Annotated in this window: 15 protein-coding genes and 1 other RNA gene; 11 read left to right on the forward strand and 5 right to left on the reverse strand. The window is 77.9% G+C overall.

Features of this window, described 5'->3' with window-relative positions:
• Window positions 1–39: 39 nt before the first annotated feature.
• From G339_RS33300 to G339_RS36590, 4 genes are read left to right on the forward strand one after another with little or no spacing between them, the layout of a single operon-like run.
• Window positions 40–6,228 (forward strand): SDR family oxidoreductase, encoded by a 6,189-nt coding sequence (locus G339_RS33300; RefSeq protein WP_019631243.1) that lies wholly within the window; start codon window positions 40–42, stop codon window positions 6,226–6,228.
• Window positions 6,229–6,284: 56 nt separating this feature from the next.
• Entirely contained in the window at window positions 6,285–6,593 is a 309-nt protein-coding gene (locus G339_RS33305) for a hypothetical protein (protein ID WP_019631244.1), read from the forward strand.
• Window positions 6,590–7,828, forward strand: a complete 1,239-nt coding sequence (locus tag G339_RS0111580; RefSeq protein ID WP_019631245.1) for a glycosyltransferase — start codon at window positions 6,590–6,592, stop codon at window positions 7,826–7,828. The genes G339_RS33305 and G339_RS0111580 overlap by 4 nt, the downstream gene beginning before the upstream one ends.
• Entirely contained in the window at window positions 7,825–8,787 is a 963-nt protein-coding gene (locus G339_RS36590; protein ID WP_019631246.1) for a hypothetical protein, read from the forward strand. The genes G339_RS0111580 and G339_RS36590 overlap by 4 nt, the downstream gene beginning before the upstream one ends.
• A gap of 6 nt (window positions 8,788–8,793) precedes the next feature.
• Here the strand turns inward: G339_RS36590 and G339_RS0111590 are convergent, their stop codons facing one another.
• Complete coding sequence (locus G339_RS0111590; protein ID WP_019631247.1) at window positions 8,794–9,174, reverse strand: hypothetical protein; 381 nt, start codon at window positions 9,172–9,174, stop codon at window positions 8,794–8,796.
• 43 nt (window positions 9,175–9,217) lie between these two features.
• Window positions 9,218–9,571 (reverse strand): DUF6191 domain-containing protein, encoded by a 354-nt coding sequence (locus G339_RS0111595; RefSeq protein ID WP_019631248.1) that lies wholly within the window; start codon window positions 9,569–9,571, stop codon window positions 9,218–9,220.
• 269 nt (window positions 9,572–9,840) lie between these two features.
• Between G339_RS0111595 and G339_RS0111600 the strand changes: the two genes are divergently transcribed.
• The 4 genes from G339_RS0111600 to rnpB all read left to right on the forward strand — a co-directional run bounded on the left by G339_RS0111600 (window position 9,841) and on the right by rnpB (window position 12,904).
• Complete coding sequence (locus tag G339_RS0111600) at window positions 9,841–10,659, forward strand: Nif3-like dinuclear metal center hexameric protein (protein ID WP_019631249.1); 819 nt, start codon at window positions 9,841–9,843, stop codon at window positions 10,657–10,659.
• The gene (locus tag G339_RS0111605; RefSeq protein ID WP_019631250.1) at window positions 10,656–11,399 is read left to right on the forward strand and encodes a zinc ribbon domain-containing protein; all 744 of its coding nucleotides are present in this window, start codon (window positions 10,656–10,658) and stop codon (window positions 11,397–11,399) included. Before G339_RS0111600 ends, G339_RS0111605 begins: the two co-directional genes overlap by 4 nt.
• Window positions 11,396–12,493, forward strand: a complete 1,098-nt coding sequence (locus G339_RS0111610; protein WP_019631251.1) for a bifunctional RNase H/acid phosphatase — start codon at window positions 11,396–11,398, stop codon at window positions 12,491–12,493. The genes G339_RS0111605 and G339_RS0111610 overlap by 4 nt, the downstream gene beginning before the upstream one ends.
• 24 nt (window positions 12,494–12,517) lie before the next feature.
• Window positions 12,518–12,904: RNase P RNA component class A (gene rnpB / locus G339_RS36645), an RNA gene on the forward strand.
• 6 nt (window positions 12,905–12,910) lie between these two features.
• On the opposite strand, the gene G339_RS0111615 is transcribed toward rnpB, so the two are convergent.
• A complete protein-coding gene (locus G339_RS0111615; RefSeq protein WP_205625527.1) occupies window positions 12,911–13,531 on the reverse strand; it encodes a TetR/AcrR family transcriptional regulator in 621 nt (206 codons plus the stop codon).
• Window positions 13,532–13,605: 74 nt separating this feature from the next.
• Here G339_RS0111615 and G339_RS0111620 point away from each other — a divergent pair, with 74 nt between their 5' ends.
• From G339_RS0111620 to G339_RS0111630, 3 genes are all read left to right on the forward strand, one after another.
• The gene (locus G339_RS0111620; protein ID WP_019631253.1) at window positions 13,606–14,292 is read left to right on the forward strand and encodes a carboxymuconolactone decarboxylase family protein; all 687 of its coding nucleotides are present in this window, start codon (window positions 13,606–13,608) and stop codon (window positions 14,290–14,292) included.
• A 90-nt stretch (window positions 14,293–14,382) separates the two neighbouring features.
• A complete protein-coding gene (locus G339_RS0111625; RefSeq protein WP_019631254.1) occupies window positions 14,383–14,805 on the forward strand; it encodes a hypothetical protein in 423 nt (140 codons plus the stop codon).
• Window positions 14,806–14,978: 173 nt separating this feature from the next.
• Window positions 14,979–15,191, forward strand: coding sequence for a hypothetical protein (locus G339_RS0111630; RefSeq protein ID WP_019631255.1), 213 nt, complete (start codon window positions 14,979–14,981; stop codon window positions 15,189–15,191).
• A gap of 82 nt (window positions 15,192–15,273) precedes the next feature.
• Here the strand turns inward: G339_RS0111630 and G339_RS36120 are convergent, their stop codons facing one another.
• Both G339_RS36120 and G339_RS0111640 read right to left on the reverse strand, forming a co-directional pair.
• Complete coding sequence (locus G339_RS36120; RefSeq protein WP_205625528.1) at window positions 15,274–16,047, reverse strand: carbonic anhydrase; 774 nt, start codon at window positions 16,045–16,047, stop codon at window positions 15,274–15,276.
• A 104-nt stretch (window positions 16,048–16,151) separates the two neighbouring features.
• Complete coding sequence (locus G339_RS0111640) at window positions 16,152–17,993, reverse strand: hypothetical protein (RefSeq protein WP_157407520.1); 1,842 nt, start codon at window positions 17,991–17,993, stop codon at window positions 16,152–16,154.
• Between the last annotated feature and the right edge of the window lie 125 nt (window positions 17,994–18,118).

Genomic DNA, 18,118 nt, shown 5'->3' on the forward strand with positions numbered 1-18,118 from the left:
GCAGCGTTGTGAGGGGGCGCCGAGGGCGGAGGGGCGGCGATGGCGGCCGAGACGGAGTTCACCGGCGAGATCATCGGCATCGGCCCGTTCGGCCGGCCCGCGCCGCGCGTGGCGGTCGCGGTGGCGCGGGCGGGCGGGCTGGGCGTGCTGGACCTGGGCGTGGACCGGGCGGCCGCGCTCGCGGCGCTCGGCGAGGTGGCGCGGTGGTGGCGCGGGCCGTTCGGCGTGCGGGTCCCGGCGGGCTGCCCGGTGCGGCCGGACGACCTGCCGGACGCCGTCCGCACCGTCCTGGTGGACGCGGCGGCGCTGCGGCCCGGCGCGCCGCTGGACGTCGCCGGGTACGCGCGGGGCCGCCGGACGCTCGTGGAGGTCGTCGACCCGGGCGAGGCGGCGGCCGCGCTGGCGCTCGTCCCGGCGGTGGACGGCCTCGTCGCGCGCGGCGCGGAGGCGGGCGGCCGCGTCGGCGACCGCACGTCGTTCACCCTGCTGCGGCGGCTCCTCGACGAACTCCCCGCCGACTTCCCGGTGTTCGCGGCGGGCGGGATGGGCCCGCACGCGGCGGCCGCGGCCGTGGCGGGCGGCGCGGCGGGCGTCGTCCTGGACGTCCAGTTCGCCCTGGTCCGCGAGATGGAGCTGCCCGCCGACGTCGCGGCGGCGCTCGCCGCGATGGACGGCGGTGAGACCCGCGTCGTCGAGGGCCACCGGATCTACGCGCGGCCCGACCTGCCGGACGTCGACCTGTCCTGCCTGGACCTCGCCGGGATCACCGCCCGGCTCGGCCCGGCGGGCCTGGCGGTCGCGCCGCTGCCGGTCGGGCAGGACGGCTACCTGGCCGCGCCGCTCGCGGCCCGGCACCGGACGGCGGGCGGCGTCGTCCAGGCCGTCCGGCGCGCGATCGGGGAGCACCTGCGCGCGGCGGCCCGCGTCCCGGCCGCGCCGGACGCCGCGCCGCGGGTCGCGTACCGGGTGCCGCTCGGATTCCCGCGCGGCGCGGCGGCCGTGGCGCGCGCGGGCGGGCTGCCGTTCGTCGTGCTGCCGGAGACGGTCCGCGACGACGCCGTCCTCGCCGAGACCGCCCGGCGGGTCGGCGGGCTGCCCTGGGGCGTCGAGCTGCCCGGGCCCGTCCCGCCGGAGGCGCGCGCCGCGCACCTGGCCGCCGTCGCCGCCGTCCGGCCCCCGTTCGCGCTGCTCGGCGGCGGGCGGCCCGGGGAGGCGGCGGCGCTGGAGGACGCGGGCGTCCGCGCGTACCTGCACGCGCCCGAGCCCGCGCTGCTGGACGGGTTCCTCGCGGCGGGCGTCCGCCGGTTCGCGTTCGAGGGCGCCGAGCGCGCCGCGCGCGGCGGCCGGGCGTGCCTCCCGCTGTGGGACGCGCAGGTCGGGCGGCTGCTGGCGTTCGCCGCCGACCGGCCGGACGAGCCGCTGTCGGTGCTGTTCGCGGGCGGCGTCCCGGACGAGCGGTCCGCCGCGATGGTCGCCGCGCTCGCCGGGCCGCTCGCCGAACGCGGCGCGGACGTGCGCGTGCTGGTGGACGCCGCGTGGGCGGACACCCGGCCCGGCGACGGCCGCTCGCTCCCCGAACGCGTCGCCGATCTGCACCGGAATGTCACCGAGGGGGCGGCCCGGTTCCTGGCGGACCGCGTCGCCGCCCTCGGCCGCGTCCCGGCCGCCGCGCCGCCGGACGCGCCGCCGGAGGTCGCGGTCGTCGGCGTCGGCTGCGCGTTCCCGGACGCGCCGGACGCGGCGGAGTTCTGGGCGCGGACCGTCGCGCCGTCGGCCGCGCCCGTGCCGGGTTCGCCGCCGGGCCTGCCGGAGATCGCGGCCCGCGCGCTGGCGGACGCCGGATACGCCGACCGGCCCTTCGACCGCTCGCGCGCCGCCGTCGTGCTCGGCGCCGCCGACGCCGCGCCGGTCGCCGCGTCGCTCGGCTTCGGCGGCGCGGCGTGGTCCGTCGCCGCCGGGGACGCCTCGGCGCTCGCCGCCCTGGCCGCCGCCCGCCGCGACCTCGCCGCCGGGACCGCCGACCTCGTCGTCTGCGGCGGCGCGGACGGGCCGGGCGGCGCGTGCCTCGTCCTCAAGCGCCGCGCGGACGCCGAACGCGACGGCGACCGCGTGTACGCCCTCGTCGCCGCGGCGGAATCCGGCGACGAGCCCGCGCACTCGGGATTCGACGGCCTCGGCGGACTCGTCGCGGCCGTGTTCGCGCTGCACGCGGGCGTGCTGCCCGGCGCGTCCGGCGCGCGGCCGTGGCTCGCGCCGCCCGGCGAGCGGACCGCCCGCGCGGCCGCCTCCGGGGCCGGGACGCGGTACCGGGCCGTCCTCACCGGGTACGACGGCGCGCCCGACCCGGTGTCGGGCCTCGCCGCGTGGCCCGCCGAACTGTTCCTCGTGCGCGGCGCGGACGCCGACGCCGCGCTGGACCGGCTCGCCGCCCTCGCCCGCCGCCCGGACGTCCGGCTCCGCGACCTCGCCCGCACCTGCGCCGCCGACACCGGCCCGCTGCGCTGCGCGCTCGTCGCCACCGGCCCCGCCGACCTGCGCGCCAAGCTCGCCGCCGCGCGCGCCGGACGCGCCGCGCCCGGCGTGTTCCCCGCCGCCGACACGCCGCGCGGCGACGTCGCGTTCCTCTACCCGGACGGCGACGAGAACCCCGCCCGCCCGCTCACCGACCTGTTCCTGGCCTTCCCGCGCCTCCGCCGCCTCCTGCGCGCACCCGCCCCGGCCCCGAACACCGCGTCCGCGCAGACCGCCGCGTCCGAGCAAAGCGTCGCGGCCGAGCGCCGAGCCGCGTCCGCACGGCACGCCGCGTCCGGCTCCGTGGCCGCCGACGGGGGAGGCGGGGGGTCCGCGTCCGGTGAGGAGTACGCGGGCGCGGTGCCCGGGGTCGCCGGGTTGGCCGTTCATCGGCTGCTGACCGAGTTGGGCGTCCGGCCGGATCTCGCCGCCGGGCACGGGCACGGCGAACTCGTGGCGCTGTGCGCGGCCGGGGTGTTCGGGGACGACGACCTCGCCGCGCTCGGCGCGGCGCGGTCGGCCGCGCTGCTCGCCGCCGCGCGCGGCGGGCCCGGGACGGACGACCCGGGCGCGATGGCGGCCGTCGCCGCGCCGCTGGAGGACGTCCGGGCGGCGCTGGACGGCCTGTCGGAGGTCGTCGTCGCCCGGCACGACGCCCCCCGCCGCGTCGTGCTGTCCGGTTCGACGCCCGCGCTGGACCGCGCGGCGGCCCGGCTCGCCGAGCGGGGCGTCCGCGTGGACCGGCTGCCCGCGCCGTGCGCGCTGCACAGCCCGCTGGTCGCCGGGGCGGCGATGCCGCTGCGCCGCGCGCTCGGGGCTCGCGACCTGCGCTCGCCCGCGTTCCCCGTCTGGTCCAACACGACCGCCGCGCCGTGCCCCGCCGACCCGGGCGAGCTGGCGGCGGCGCTCGCCGGGCAGGTCGCGGCGCCCGTCCGCTTCGTGGAGCAGGTCGAGGCCATGTACGCGGCGGGCGCGCGGATCTTCGTGGAGGCCGGGCCCGGCCGGGACCTCACCGGCTACGTCGGCCAGATCCTCGGCGACCGCCCGCACACCGCCGTGGCCTGCGACGCTTCCGATGCACCCGGCCTCGCGGGGCTCCTGCCCGCCCTCGCCGAGCTCGCGGCGGCGGGCGTCCCGGTCGACGCGTCCGCCCTCTTCGCGGGCCGCGACGCGACCGTCCTGGACGAGACGGCGCCCGATGAGACGCCGCACGATGACTCAGCGAGCGACGACACCACCCGCGATGAGACATCCCCCAACGAAACACCCGTCCCTGCCCCCGCCTCGGCGGCCGACACCCCGACCCCGCCCGCACCCGACCACCCGCCCATCGACACGGGCCAGGCGGTCCTGGAATACCTCCGCACCGGCCGCGAACTCCTCGCCGCCCAACGCGACGTGATCCTCGGCCTCCTGGCCGCCCACCCGCGAACCCCGGCCCCGCACGTCCCCGCCGCAAGCCCCGAACCCGCACCACACAGCGCAGGCTCGGAAGACGCACCCACACAGAAAGCCGAGCCCTCGCCACAAGCAGAACCCGCGCACACACCGCCCAGCGCAGACCCGGCAGACACGCGAGCGTCGCAGCCCGCACCCGCGCCTCGCGACGCGGAGCCGGCAGAGCCGCGCGTCCCCACGCCCACGCCGCAGGCGGAACTCCGGCCCGCGCCGCCCGACGCGCAACCGGCGGCCCCGCGCGTTCTCGCCTCCACACCGCACGCACAGCCCCAGCCCGCGCCGCATGACGCGGAAGGACCGCGCGCCGCTGTGCCGCAGGCGGAGCCCCGGCCCGCGTCGCACGACGCGGAAGCACCGCGCGCTGCTGTGCCCCAGGCAGAGTCCCCGCCCGCGTCGTGCGACGCGGAGGGACTGCGCGCCGCTGTGCCCCAGGGAGAGCCCCGGCCCGCGCCGCATAACGTGGGAGGACTGCGCGCTCCCGCACCGCAGGTGGAGTCCCGGTCCGCGCCGCCCGGCGCGGAAGGACCGCGCGCCGCTGTGCCGCAGGCGGAGCCCGGACCCGCGCCGCATGACGCCGGAGGACTGCGCGCTCCCGCACCGCAGGTCGAGTCCCGGTCCGCGTCGTACGACGCGGAAGAAACGCGCGCCGCCGTGCCGCAGGCACAGCCCCAGCCCCAGCCCGCGCCGCATGACGCGGAAGGACAGCGCGCCGCCGCGCCGCAGGCGGAGTCCCAGTCCGCGCCGCGCGACACGGAAGGACTGCGCGCCGCTGTGCCCCGGGCGGAGTCCCGGCCCGCGTCGTGCGACACGGAAGGACTGCGCGCCGCCGCATCGCAGGCGGAGCCCGCGACGTCGGAGAGCGCGTGCGAGCCGCAGGTGGAACGTGCGCTGCTCGATGCGGGACCGGAAGGTCCGCGTGTTCCCGCGTCCAGGCCGGAGCCCGTGCCGCGCGCCGCGCCAGCGGACGCGTGTCCGCCCGAGGCGGCCGTGGCGCGGCATGTGGAGCCCAAGAGCGTGTGCGTCCCCGGACAGCCGGGTGCGGCGGGCGCGGAGGCCGCCGGGCGGGCGTCGGCGGTGGACGGGTGTTTCCGGCCCGTCGTCGGGCCGGTCGTCCGCCACGTCGTTCGGTCCGTCGTCGTGCCGCCCGCCGCCGTGCCCGGGGCGGGCGACGACCGGCTCGCGGGCGCGGACGTCGTCGTCGTGGACGACGGCGGCGGGATCGCGCTCGCGCTCGCCGACCTGCTGGAGCGCCGGGGCGCGCGCGTCACCGTCTCCGCGCGCGACGACGGCGCGGCCAAGATCCCGCGCGACGTGCTCGTCCAGCTCGCCGCGCTGCGCCCCGGCGCGGGCCCGGTGCTGCCCGCCGCGTACTGCGGCGTCCGCGCCGCGCTGGCCGGGGGCGCGCGCCGCGTGCTGCTCGCGGGCGCGGTCGGCGACGCGCTGCCCGGCGCGGGCCTGCCCGGCCTCGCCCGCGCGCTGGCCGCCGAGCACCCCGCCGCGCTCGTCCGCGCCGTGGACGTCGACGCCAAGGAGTCCCCGGCCGCCCTCGCCGCGCTGCTGCTCGCCGAACTCCTGGACGCGGACGGCCCGGCGGCGGTCGCCTACGCGGGCGCGGTCCGCCGCACCCTCGACACCGTCCCCGCCGACCTGCCCGCCGAGCCGCACGCCCCGCTCGGCCTCGACGCCGACTCGGTCGTCCTGCTGACCGGCGCGGCGCACGACCTCACCGCCCGCGTCGCCCGCGACCTGGTCGCAGCCACCGGCTGCCGCGTGGAACTCGCCGGCCCCGACCAGGCGCCGGGCGAGGGCCGCCACCGGGTGGACGTCGCCGACGCCGCCGCCGTCCGCGCGCTGGTGGAAGCCGTCCGGGCGCGGCACGGCCGCCTCGACGGCGTCGTCCACGGCGCGGGCCTCGCGGCCGGCCGGTCCGTCCGCGACACGTCCCCGGCCGAGTTCGACCGCGCCTACCGGGCGCAGGCCGTCGGCGCGGCGGCGCTCGCGGCGGCGGCCCCGCAGGGACTGCGGTTCTTCGCCGTCCTCGGCGGCGCGGGCGGCACGGCGGGCGCGGCCGCGCACGACGCGTGCGGCGCGTTCGCGCCCGTCTGGACGAAGGCGCTGGGCTGCCGCGTCCTCACCGCCGGGTGGGCCCCGCACCCGGACGGGACGCCGCCCGACCCGGCCGCCGCCGCCCGCGACCTGCTGCGCGAACTCGCGCACGGCGCCGAGCCGCGCGTCGTGTTCGGCGCGCGCGGCCGCTGACGCGCCGCCGGGCGGCCGCATCCGACCCCTATCCGCTCACCACGGGAGGACATCACATGACCGGCACCACCGGACCGGCGCCCGCGCCGGGCGGCGGAACGTTCGAGGCGGTCGCCGCACTGCTCGCCGCCGTCGTCGCCCCGGCCGCCCCGCCCGCCGACCTGCGGCCGGACACGCTCCTGTACGGCGACCTCGACCTGGAGGACGCCGAGGTCGACGCGTTCGCCGACCGCCTGCGCGCGGAGTTCGGCCCCGCCGCCGACCTCCCCGGCCTGCTCGCCGAGCAGGACCTGGACGGGCTGCTGGCGCTGACCGTCGGCGACGTCGCCGCCGACGTCGACGCCCGCCGGGGGGCGGCGTCGTGAGGGGCCGCCGCGTCCAGGTCCCGTCGCTGGGCGAGATGCTGGGCACCGCGCCCGCCCCGCCGCCGGAGGAGGAGCCGGTGCGCCGCCGGTTCCTGTTCGCCGTCCCGCCGGTCCCCGGCAACGTCGCGCCCGCGCGGGCCGTCGCCGCCGAGCTCGCCGCGCGCGGCCACCGCGTCGCGTGGACGGGCCACAAGGACTCGCTGGAGCCGCTGCTGAAGGGCGGCTCGCGGATCTTTCACGCCGAGGACCCCGCGTTCTCCGGCCGGTTCGCCGCCGCGCGCAGCGAGGGCCTCGGGCTGCGCGGCCCGGCCGCGCTGCGGTTCCTGTGGGAGCGGCTGCTGGTCCCGCTGGGCCACGCGATGCTGCCGGGCGTCGAGAACGCCGTGGACCGGTTCCGGCCCGACGTGGTCGTCAGCGACCAGCAGATCCTCGCCGCGCCCGTCGTCGCGCGGCGGCGCGGGCTGCCGTGGGCGACGTCGGCGGCGACGTCCGCCGAGTTCGCCCGGCCGCTGGCGGGCCTGCCGCTGGTCGAGGAGTGGGTCCGCGACCAGGTCGGCGCGTTCCAGCTCGACAACGGCATCGAAGACCTCATCGACCTGCGGTTCTCCGACCACCTCGTCATCGTCTACTCGACGGGCGCGCTGCTCGGCGACGTGTCGTTCTTCCCCGACCACGTCGCGTTCACCGGCCCGGCCCTCGGCCGGGCGCCGCGCGGCGACTTCCCGCTGGACCTGCTGGACGGGCGGCCCGTCGTGCTCGTCACCCTCGGCACGCTGGGGACGCCGGTGGGGGAGCGGTTCCTGCGCGCCGCCGCCGAGGCCGTCGCGGGCCTGGACGTGCAGGCGGTGCTCGTCGCCCCGGACGGGATGCTGCCCGACCCGCCGCCGAACGTGATCGTCCGCCCCGAGGTGCCGCAGCGCGCCCTGCTCGACCGCGTCGCGGCCGTCGTGTCGCACGGCGGCCACACCACCGTCTGCGAGGCGCTGGCGCACGGGCTGCCGCAGGTCGTCGCGCCGGTCCGCGACGACCAGCCGGTCGTCGCGCGGCAGGTCGAGGCGGCGGGCGCGGGCCGCCGCGTCCGGTTCGGCCGGACGACGCCGGACGAGCTGCGCGCCGTCCTGGCCGACGTGCTGGCCGACGACGCCTACCGGGCCGCCGCCGAGCGCGTCGCGGCGTCGTTCCGCGCGGCGGGCGGCGCGGCGACGGCCGCCGACCGGCTGGAGAAGCTGGCGTGACGGGCGACGGCCCCGATCCGCTGCCGGAACCCGCCGCGGTCGCGGAACCGGTGCGGGCGGACGTCCCCCCGGAGGTCCGGCGGACCGGCGAGGTGTTCGGCCGCGTCCACGGGCGCGAGCCCGACACGGTCCGGCGCGTCCACGGCGGCGTCAGCCTGTTCGACGGCGCGGACGGGACGGCGCTCGCGCTGGCGCTGCCGTGGGGCGTCGTCGTCGCGGCGGGCCCGTCCGGCGACGGCCGGGTGGACGTGCGCGCGGCGGACCGGCCCGCCGACCCGTTCGCCGCCCCGGCGTGGGGCCTGGCGGCGGCCGGGCCGGTCCCGGCGTGGGCGGCCCCGGCGGTCGCGGCGCTGGTCGGGCACGCGGTGCCCGCGCCCGCCGTCCGGCTCGTGCTGCACCGGGAGTTGCCGGAGGAGACGGACCTGGTGGACGGCGGCGCGGTGCGCTGCGCGGTCTCGCTCGCGCTCGGGGACGTGTTCGGGCCGCCCGCCGGGGCGGCCCCCGCGCCGAGCGCGTCCTACACGGCGTCGCTGCGGGCGCGGGAGGCGCACGCGGTGCTCGTCGCGGGTGGGGAGGTCCGCCATCTGCCGTGCGACCTGGCGACGGCCGGGCTGCGGCTGCTGGTCGCGGACCTCGGGCCGGGCGCGCCGCCGCCGGTCCGCGCGGCCGCGCCGCCGGGCCTGCTGGACCGGGCCGTCGCGACGCTGCGGACGGGGAACCTCGCGGAGCTGGGACCGCTGCTCACCGAGGCGCACGTCCCCGGGGCGTCGCCCGCCGACGAGGCGCTGGCCGCCGCCCGCGACGGCGGCGCGCTGGGCGGCCGGGCGCTGGGCCGCTGCGTCGTCGCGCTGGTCGCCGCGCCGGACGTCCCGGACGTCGAGGCCGCGATCAGGGCCCGGCTGGGCATCGGCGACGAGGGTTTCCGGGTGGCGACGCCGTCCGGCGTGGGCGGCCCCTGAGCAGCGTCAGAGCCGGGGCGTGAACGCGCGGCCCGCCGCGCCGTCGCGCAGGGCGCTCTCCACCAGTTCGACCGCCGCCAGCAGCGCGACGAGCCGCGTCCCCTCCGCCCGGTAGGCGTCCAGGACCGCGTCCACGCCGTGCGGCGGGACCGCGCCGCCGAGTTCGACGCGCGCGGTGCGGAACCCCTCGCGGGCCGCCGCGACGGCCGCGCCGACGTGCTGGCGCGCCATCCGCGCGAGCGCGACGGGGTAGCGGCGCAGCACCCCGTACCGGCGGTAGTCCGGCGGGACGAGGTCCTGCAGCCAGGCCAGCGCCGTCTCCTCGAAGCGCTCGGAGCCCGGCGGATGGACCCCGTCGGGCCAGCCGGGCGGAACGTAGGTGCTCACCCCGCCACGATACCCGTTGTTCGAAAGTGTGTTCGAGTGCGGGTCAGGCGCGGTCGTCGGCCCCGTCGCCCGGCGAGTCCCGCCGGATGCGGATGCGCCCGGAGTCGAGGTCGTCGCGGCCCCCGCCGGCCTGCTGGAGGTCGTCGTGGCGGCGCAGCTTGGCCGCCTCCTGCTCCTCCACCTTGACCTTCCGGGAGCCCTCGAACGCCGAGGCGAGGTCCTCGAACATCCCGCCGCCGAACCCGGCGCCGGTCTCGCCGTCCCCGCGGATCGCGCCCATCAGCGACGATCGGCCGGTGCCCTCGGTGGGCCAGTCGACGATCTCCTGCTCCTGCGGCGTGCGCCGGACGGTCGCACGTCCCTTGACGCGCCTGCGGCGGCGAAAGGGTGACTTCACACACACTCCAACGCGATGGGCCTGCTGTTTGATCCCGGTAGGCCGGAAAGGCGCGTTCACCTGGGACTCCGTGAGCCCAACACGATAGCCGGTGGGGCCGTCGCACGTACCGCCTCCCTGGACCGGGTGCGCGCCACCGTCCGACAGAACGGTCACGGCACCAAAAGAGGAGCGTTCCCACCCGGCCCGGTCGCTACACGTGCGAACCGGGAACCGGCGTCCGCGCCCGGCGGCCCCGCCGGACCGCCCGCGGGCGGTAGCCTGCCGACGTGCGCCTCTCCGACGTCATCGCGGCCCTCGACGAGCTGTACCCGCCCGCCTGGGCCGAGCCGTGGGACGCGGTCGGCCCCGTCACCGGCGACCCCGGCCAGGAGGTCCGCCGGGTGCTGTTCGCCGTCGACCCGCTCGCCGCCGTCGTGGACGAGGCCGTCGCCTGGAACGCGGACCTCATCGTCGCGCACCACCCGCTGCTGCTGCGCGGCGTCACGGGCGTCGCGGCGACCACGCCGAAGGGCCGGGCCGTCCACACCCTGATCGGCAACGGCGTCGCGCTGTTCACCGCGCACACCAACGCCGACGTCGCCGACCCCGGCGTGTCCGACGCGCTCGCCCGCGCGGTCGGCGTCACCGGCGACCTGCGGCCGCTCGCCCCGGCCGCCGACGACCCCCGGCGCGGCCTCGGCCGGGTGGGCGACCTGCCCGAGCCCGTCACGCTCGCGGAGTTCACCGCCCGCGCCGCGCGCGGCCTGCCCGCCACGGCGTGGGGCGTGCGCGCCGCCGGAGACCCGGAACGGACCGTCCGCACCGTCGCGGTGTGCGGCGGCGCGGGCGACTCGCTGCTGGCGGCCGCCCGCGCGTCCGGCGCCGACGTGTACCTCACCGCCGACCTGCGCCACCACCCCGCGACCGAGTTCGCCGAACAGGGCGGCCCCGCCCTGGTGGACGCCGCGCACTGGGCGACCGAGCACCCCTGGCTGGCCGACGCCGCGCGGCGGCTCGGCGCGCTGCTCGGCCCCGGCACACTGGAGACCCGGGTGTCCACGCTCGTCACCGACGCGTGGACCCTCCACGACGAAGGAGTGAAGTGAAAGCCGCACCGGACGCGCAGAAGCGTTTGATCGACCTCCAGGAGCTGGACAGCTCGCTGGACCGGCTGGCGCACCGGCGCCGCTCGCTGCCGGAGCTGGCCGAGATCGAGCGGCTGGAGGCGCGGCTCGCCGAGCTGCGCGACGCGATCGTCGCGGCCGAGACCGAGGTCGGCGACCTGGACCGCGAGCAGCGCAAGGCCGAGCAGGACGTCGACCAGGTCCGCGCCCGCGCCGAGCGCGACCGCAAGCGGCTGGACTCGGGGCAGGTGACGTCCGCCAAGGACCTCAGCGGCCTGCAGACCGAGATCGAGTCGCTGGCCCGCCGCCAGTCCGACCTGGAGGAGGTCGTGCTGGAGGTCATGGAGCGCCGCGAGGAGGCCGACGGCCGCGTCGGCGCGCTCCGCGCCGACCTGGCCAAGGCCGAGGAGGAGCTGGCCGCGCTGCGGACCCGCCGCGACGAGGCCCGGCAGGGGATCGACGCCGAGGCCGGGATGACGACGACGGCCCGCGCGGGCGTCGCCGGGGACGTCCCGGACGACCTGCTCGCCCTCTACGAGAAGCTGCGCGGCCAGTTCGGCGGCGTCGGCGCGGCGGTGCTGTACCGGGGCGCGTGCCAGGGCTGCCACCTGGCGCTGAACACCGTGGACCTGAACCGCATCCGCGCGGCCGCCGACGACGAGGTCGTCCGCTGCGAGGAGTGCCGGCGCATCCTCGTCCGCACCGCAGAGTCGGGCCTGTGACCGGACGGAAACTCGTCGTCGAGGCGGACGGCGGGTCGCGGGGCAACCCGGGGCCCGCCGGGTACGGCTCGCTGGTCCGCGACGCGCTCACCGGCGAGGTGCTGGCCGAGCACGCCCGGTCGATCGGCCGCGCGACCAACAACGTCGCGGAGTACCGGGGGCTGATCGAGGGGCTGCGGCTCGCCGCCGAGCTGGACCCGGCGGCGCGCGTCGAGGTCCGGATGGACTCCAAGCTCGTCGTGGAGCAGATGTCGGGCCGCTGGAAGATCAAGCACCCGGACATGGTGCCGCTGGCGCTGGAGGCCCGCGAGATCGCCGGGACGCTCGGCTCGGTGACGTACTCGTGGATTCCGCGGAACCGCAACGCCGCCGCCGACCGGCTCGCCAACGAGGCGATGGACGCGGCCGCGCGCGGCGAGGAGTGGGAGCGCGCCGAACGCGAGCCCGCGCCCGCCGCCGCGCCGGGCTGGTCGCCCGCCACGACCGAGCCCACGACGACGCTGCTGCTGCGGCACGGCGAGACGCCGCTGTCGGTGGAGAAGCGGTTCGCCGGGACGGGCGACGTCCCGCTCACCGAGAACGGCCTGGCGCAGGCCCGCGCCGCCGCGCTCGCGCTGAAGGACCGGCGGATCGACGCGATCGTCACGTCCCCGCTGGCCCGCTGCCGCGCGACGGCCGAGGCGGTCGCCGCCGCGACGGGCGCGGACGTCCGGGTCGAGGACGGGTTCCGCGAGACCGACTTCGGCGCGTGGGAGGGCCTGACGTTCCGCGAGGTCGGGGAGCGGGACGCCGACGCGCTCGCCGCGTGGCTGGCCGACCCCGGCGTCGCGCCGCCCGGCGGCGAGAGCTTCGCGCACGTCGCCCGGCGCGTGGACACCGCGCTGGACAAGCTGATGGTGCGGTACCGGCACCGGCGGGTGCTGGTCGTGTCGCACGTGACGCCGATCAAGCTGCTGGTCCGGCGGGCGCTGGGCGCGCCGGTCGAGGCGGTGTACCGGATGCACCTGGACGTGGCGTCGCTGTCGTCGGTCCGCTGGTACGACGACGGACCGGCGTCGCTCCACGCGTTCAACGACACCCACCACCTGCGCTGAGCGCTATCCTTGCGGCACGGCGGACGAGCCGGCCGGACGGCCGCGTCGGGGAGCGATCCCCGTCGAGGAAAGTCCGGGCTCCACAGGGCAGGGTGGTCGGTAACGCCGACCCGGGGCGACCCGCGGGACAGTGCCACAGAAAACAGACCGCCGCCGGTCCGCCGGCGGTAAGGGTGAAACGGTGAGGTAAGAGCTCACCAGCGCCCACGGTGACGTGGGCGGCTCGGTAAACCCCACCCGGAGCAAGGTCAAGAAGGGGAGTGCGAACTCTCCGCGCAGGCGTTCGAGGGCGGCCCGCCCGAGCCTGCGGGTAGACCGCTGGAGGCCGCCGGCAACGGCGGTCCGAGATGGATGGCCGTCACCCGCCCTCCGGGGCGGGCACAGAACCCGGCTTACAGGCCGACTCGTCCGCCGCCCTCAGAGCTCCACGCCGACGAGGCGCGTCAGGAACCGGTCCACCTGCTCCGCCAGCGGCGGCCACGGGTGGTCGGGGATGTTCAGCCGCAGCGAGACCGCGCCGTGGACGGCGCTGCGCAGGTCCAGGGCGACCTCGGCGGCGTCCCCGGCGGGCGCGCGGCCCGCGTCCATGCAGCGCCGGACGGCGAGCGTCGTCCCGTCGCCGAGCCTGCGGCGGAACGGGATCTCCGAGCTCCGGTTGACGGCGCTCTCGTGCAGCACCTTGTAGAGGCCCGCGTGCTCGTACGCCCACGTGCCCTGGAGCATCGTCCGGGCGCGGAGCCGGGCGACCGGGTCGTCGCCCGCGTCGTCCTCGGCGGCCTCGGCGGCGCGCAGCAGGTCGTGCTGGCAGCGTTCGAGCGCGGCGAGGACGAGCGCGTCGCGGTCCGCGAAGTGCAGGTACACCGACGTGGCGGCGATCCCCACGTGCCGCGCGACGGCCCGCATCGACAGCGCCTGGTCGTCGGCCAGTTCGTCGAGCAGCGCGAGCGCGGCGTCCACGATCTCCGCGCGCAGCCGTTCGCCCTGGCCGCGCCGGTTGCGGCTGCGCGCGCCGCCGGTCGGGGGAGGGGACGTCTCCATGATCGCCATTGTAGCCGGGCAACTGTTGCGCTACGTTCGTAGCGCTACAGCTGTTCAGTTAAGGAGATGCCCTCATGGAATCCCCCTTCACCGCCGCGGCGCGCGAGCGCGACGCGGTCTTCGCCGAGATGAGCGCGGCCACCGACCGGCTGCTGGCCGAGCACGGCCCGTCCGTCCGCGAGCGGCTGCTGCTCTGCCTCGTCGCGGACGTGTGCGGTCAGACGTTCGGCCCGTCCTTCACCGCGCACGTCGGGGCCGCCCGCGACCACGGCCTCACGGCCGACGACCTGCGCGAACTGCTCCGCTTCATCGCCTACGACAGCGGCTACCCGGCGGCGCTGGCCGCGCTCGACCGGCTCGCCGCCGTCGAACACGACCTCGGCCTGCCCGGCTCGACCGGCCGCGCCCACGAAGTGAACGCGGACGGCGCCGGCAGCCCCATCCCCAAGGCGGCCCGCGCCCGCGTCCGCGCGCTCGACGCGCCGTTCGCCGACTACATGGACCTCCAGTCGCGGATGCGCGCCGGCATGAGCCAGCTCAGCGTCCGCGAGCGCGCGTTCGCGACGATCACCGTGGACGTCCTCTACCAGACGCTCGCCGAGAGCTTCAGCCTCCACGTCACCCGCGCGCTCGGCGCGGGCGCGACGCCCGACGAGGTGCGCGGGGTCGTCCGGTACACGGCGCGGTTCGGCATGACGCGGGCGTGGCGGGCGCTGCACGTCCTGGACGGCCTGCTCGCCGAGCGGGCGGTCGGGGTCTGACACCCGTCCGCCCTGGTCAACGGCGTGGTTGGAGCGGCAGCGGTGGGGAATCACGGTCGTTGCCGCTAACTTCAGCGAAAGGTGGGGAACATGGGCAAGCGCCTACTGCTGCACCAACTGCCCGTCCGGCTCGCGACGGGGGCGTTCATCCTCAACTCGGGGCTCACCAAGTCCAAGGCGCCCGAGGAGGCCGCGAGCGGCATCCACGGCATGGCGTCCGGGACGTACCCGTTCCTCAAGGACATGGACCCGCAGGAGTTCACCAAGCGGCTGTCGCAGGCGGAGATCGCGCTCGGCGCGGCGCTGGTGCTGCCGTTCGTGCCGTCCGTCGTCGCGGGGGCGGCGCTCACCGCGTTCGCGGGCGGGCTCGTCGGGCTGTACCTGAAGACGCCGGGGATGCGGCGGGAGGGCAGCCTGCGGCCGACCGAGCAGGGCATCCCGATCGCCAAGGACACCTGGCTGCTCGGGGTCGGGCTCGGGCTCGTCATGGAGGGGCTGGGCCGCCGTCGCTGATCGCCGGGCGCTGATCATTCGGCACGGGGCGGAAGCGGCGCGGAAAATCTTCGGGAAACGGGTCATCGGCCACAAACTTCTGGCCGGGGCGCGCCTACCGTCGTGGTACGACCGGTCGCAGCAGGGGACCGGCGACGGCGGCGGGACGCAGGCCCCGCGGGAGAGGAGCGCCGGTGGACGTCCTGATCGTGGCGGGTGTGCTCGCTGTGGTGACCCTGATGACCCTGGCCGTCTGGCTGCTGGACTTCGCCCGCGCCAGCCGGACCGACGCGCTGGACCGTCCGGCGTCCTCGGCGCAGGCGCGCCGAGCCCGGCGCCTGACCGGGATGTACGTGCGGGGCGGCGTCGGCGACACCGACGACACCGGGGAGCTCGTCCGCCGGTGACCGCGCGGCCGGGCGCTCCGCGAGGGAGCGCCCGGTTCGCTCACGGCCCGGTGGTCAGGGTGCGGTGGTCAGGTTGCGGTGGTCAGGGGGCGGCGGCCGTCTCCGCCGTCCCGGGCGGCGCGCTCTCGACGGCCGAGAACCGCTGAGTCTCCCGGTCCAGCACGCTGACCTGCGCGGACTCCAGGTCCAGATAGAGCCCGACGAGTTCGACGTCGCCCCCGTCCACCATCTCCCGCAGCCACGGGTAGGTGAGCAGGTTGTCGAGCTGCTGCTGCACGTTGATCTGGCAGAGCCGCGTCATCGGCGGCCGGTCGTCGGGGCCGTTGTCCAGGAATCGGGCGAGGCTGTGGTGGGCGTGCCGCATCCAGCGCGTCAGCGCCGTCAGGTGCTCGACCTCCGTGCCGCCCGCGAGCAGCGCGGCCATCGCACCGCAGTTGGAGTGTCCGCAGACGGTGATGGTGCGGATGCCGAGGACGTTCGTCGCGTACTCGACGGTCGCCGCGACGGAGTCGTCCGGCGTCCGCGAACCGTACCGGGGGATGAGGTTGCCGACGTTCCGGTTGATGAACAGGTCGCCGGGCCCGCTGGACGTGATGATGTTCGGCACGACGCGGGAGTCGACGCAGGTGATGAAGAGGTGCTGGGGTTTCTGCTCGAACGCCAGCTCGGTCATGATCGGCTGGACGAGCGGCACGGTGCTGCCGTGGTAGTCGCGGATGCCGTTCAGCAGCAGCGCGCTGGGCGACACCCCGGGCGCGTCGAGGTCGTCGGGGAGCCCGCGGCTGCGGTTGGCCCACGGCGCCCACCAGCGGCCGGTCGGGGAGGACTTGCGCGGCGTGGACATATCACCTGTCACCGTTCTTTCTTACCAAGCGCGGGAAACCGCCGGGAGACCGGCCCCTCCCGGGACGGCGAAGGGTCACCGCGCGGTGCGGTGACCCTTCCCTGCGGGCGCGGTCGTCAGCGCCGGTAGTCGCGGTGGTTCTCCCAGTCGTCCTGCGGCGCGCGCGGGTCCTTGCCCGGCGGGTAGGACGAGCCGTACTGGCCGCCCTCCGGCGCGGGCGGGTAGTCGGGCCGCTGGTCCGGCCGCTGGTCGGGGCGCTGCTCCTGGGCGGGCGGCGTCCCGAAGTAGTTCCCGCCGTACGCCTGCGTGGCGTTCGGGTCGAAGGCGGGCGCGCTCTGCCCGCCGGTGCCGTAGTCGCCGTAGCGGGCCGGTTCGGCGGGCTGCTCGCCCGTCGAGCCCGGGTTCCCGCCCCCGTAGGACGACGAGCCGTACGAGCCGCCGCCGAGCGGGTCGTCGTAGCGCGGCGGGTCGCCGTACGGGGAGCTGGGGTAGCCGTCGGTGTTCGACCCGCCGTAACCGCCGAGGCCGGAGCCCGACGACGTGTACCCGCCCGACGAGCCCGACGAGCCCGACGAGGCGTACCCGCCGGACGACCCCGACGGTTCCGGCTCGTAGGACGGCGCCGGGTTCTGCGACTGCCACGACGAGCCGCCGTACGACGGCCCCGTGCTCAGCGGGTCGCCGCCCAGCGCGTCGGGCAGGCCGCCGCCGTAGGTGCTCTGCGGCTCGGGCGCGGCGGGCGGCGCGGACCGCTGCCGGTCGGACTGGATGCGCTGCAGCAGCTCGTCCACGGTCGGCAGCTTGCCGCCGAGGTCGCCGTCCGACGACGCGGCGGGCTGCGGCACCGGGGACGCGGGCGGCGCGGGTGGTGACACGGGTGGTGACACGGGCGGCGGTACGGGCGGCGGCGTCATCGGCGGGACGGGCGGCGTGCCGAGCGGCCCGGAGTCCCAGCCCCCGGCCGCGGGCTCCTCGGTCCGGCCGAGCGGCAGCCCGAGCGGGTCGGACGTGCGCGGGTCGCCCTTGCGCGGGTCGCCCGGCGGCGGGTCGAACGGCAGGCCGGGGGACGCGGGCGGCGTCGAGGAGAGCCCGCCCAGCGGGTCGCCGCCGTAGGGGGACTGGTCCGCCGAGCCGTAGGACGGCTGCGGCTCCGGATACGACGGCTGCTCGCCGAACGGCGGCTGCTCCGGATAGGAGGGCTGGTCGGACCGCCCGTAGCCGGGCGCGTCGAACGCGGCGGCGGGCTGCTCGTACGACGGCTGCTCGTAGGACGGCTGGTCGTAGGACGGCTGGTCGTAGGAGGACGGCTCGTACGACGGCTGCGCGGGCGGCTCCACCGGGATCGGGTCGCCCGCGGTGGCGGTCGGGTCGGCCCCGAACGCGGCGGGCGCGAACGCGCCGGGCTGCGGCGCGGCCGGGTTCTGCTGCGGACCGGTCCCGCCGCCCTGGAGCAGGTCCGGCGTGACGGGCTGGGTCAGACCGGGCGGCTCGGCGGCCTGCGGCGCGCCCGCGTGCAGCGGGTCGGCGCCTTGGTCGGCGCCCTGCCGCTCGCCCTGGTCGCCGTGCTGCCACGGGAACTTGGGCTTGTCGAAGGTGATCGTCGCCCAGTAGTCGTCGTCGGCCATCTCGTCGCTCCCGCCCTGCGGCGGGGGCGGCGGCGCGGCGGACGGCGGGGCGGCCAGCGGCGCGCCGCCCGCGACGCGGCGGTCGTGGTCGGGGGCGTCGGCCTGCGGCGCGCCCGGCCCGTAGGAGTCGTCCTCGTACCCGTAGCCGTCGTCGGGCTGCGGGTCGTGGGCGGCGGGGGGAGCGCCGCGGCGGCCGCGGCCCTGCTGCTGCGGTTCCTCGTCCCAGTCGTCGTCGTCCTGCCCGGCCCGGCTGGCGCGGAGCCCGAGCGCCACCAGGACCACGACCAGGACGACGACCACGATCAGGCCGAAGACCACGATGTAAGAAGTCATGCCACCACCCAATGTCCGGCGAGAATCCCGGCCACGGCCCGGGAGGCCGCGTCCGTCGTTGTCGCAAGCAGCCGGTTTCCCGCGGACCTAGAACGATTCTGGCCGACCGCTATGACCGTTGTCAC

Origin of the sequence: Actinomadura atramentaria DSM 43919 (genome assembly GCF_000381885.1) — a bacterium.
In the GTDB taxonomy this organism is placed as follows: domain Bacteria; phylum Actinomycetota; class Actinomycetes; order Streptosporangiales; family Streptosporangiaceae; genus Spirillospora; species Spirillospora atramentaria.

Excerpts from the sequence above, each read along its gene's own strand:
- G339_RS33300 (WP_019631243.1), top strand. The coding sequence starts at position 40 with ATGGCGGCCGAGACGGAGTTCACCGGCGAGATCATCGGCATCGGCCCG.
- G339_RS33305 (WP_019631244.1), top strand. The coding sequence starts at position 6,285 with ATGACCGGCACCACCGGACCGGCGCCCGCGCCGGGCGGCGGAACGTTC.
- G339_RS0111615 (WP_205625527.1), bottom strand. The coding sequence starts at position 13,531 with ATGGAGACGTCCCCTCCCCCGACCGGCGGCGCGCGCAGCCGCAACCGG.
- G339_RS0111620 (WP_019631253.1), top strand. The coding sequence starts at position 13,606 with ATGGAATCCCCCTTCACCGCCGCGGCGCGCGAGCGCGACGCGGTCTTC.
- G339_RS0111625 (WP_019631254.1), top strand. The coding sequence starts at position 14,383 with ATGGGCAAGCGCCTACTGCTGCACCAACTGCCCGTCCGGCTCGCGACG.
- G339_RS0111640 (WP_157407520.1), bottom strand. The coding sequence starts at position 17,993 with ATGACTTCTTACATCGTGGTCTTCGGCCTGATCGTGGTCGTCGTCCTG.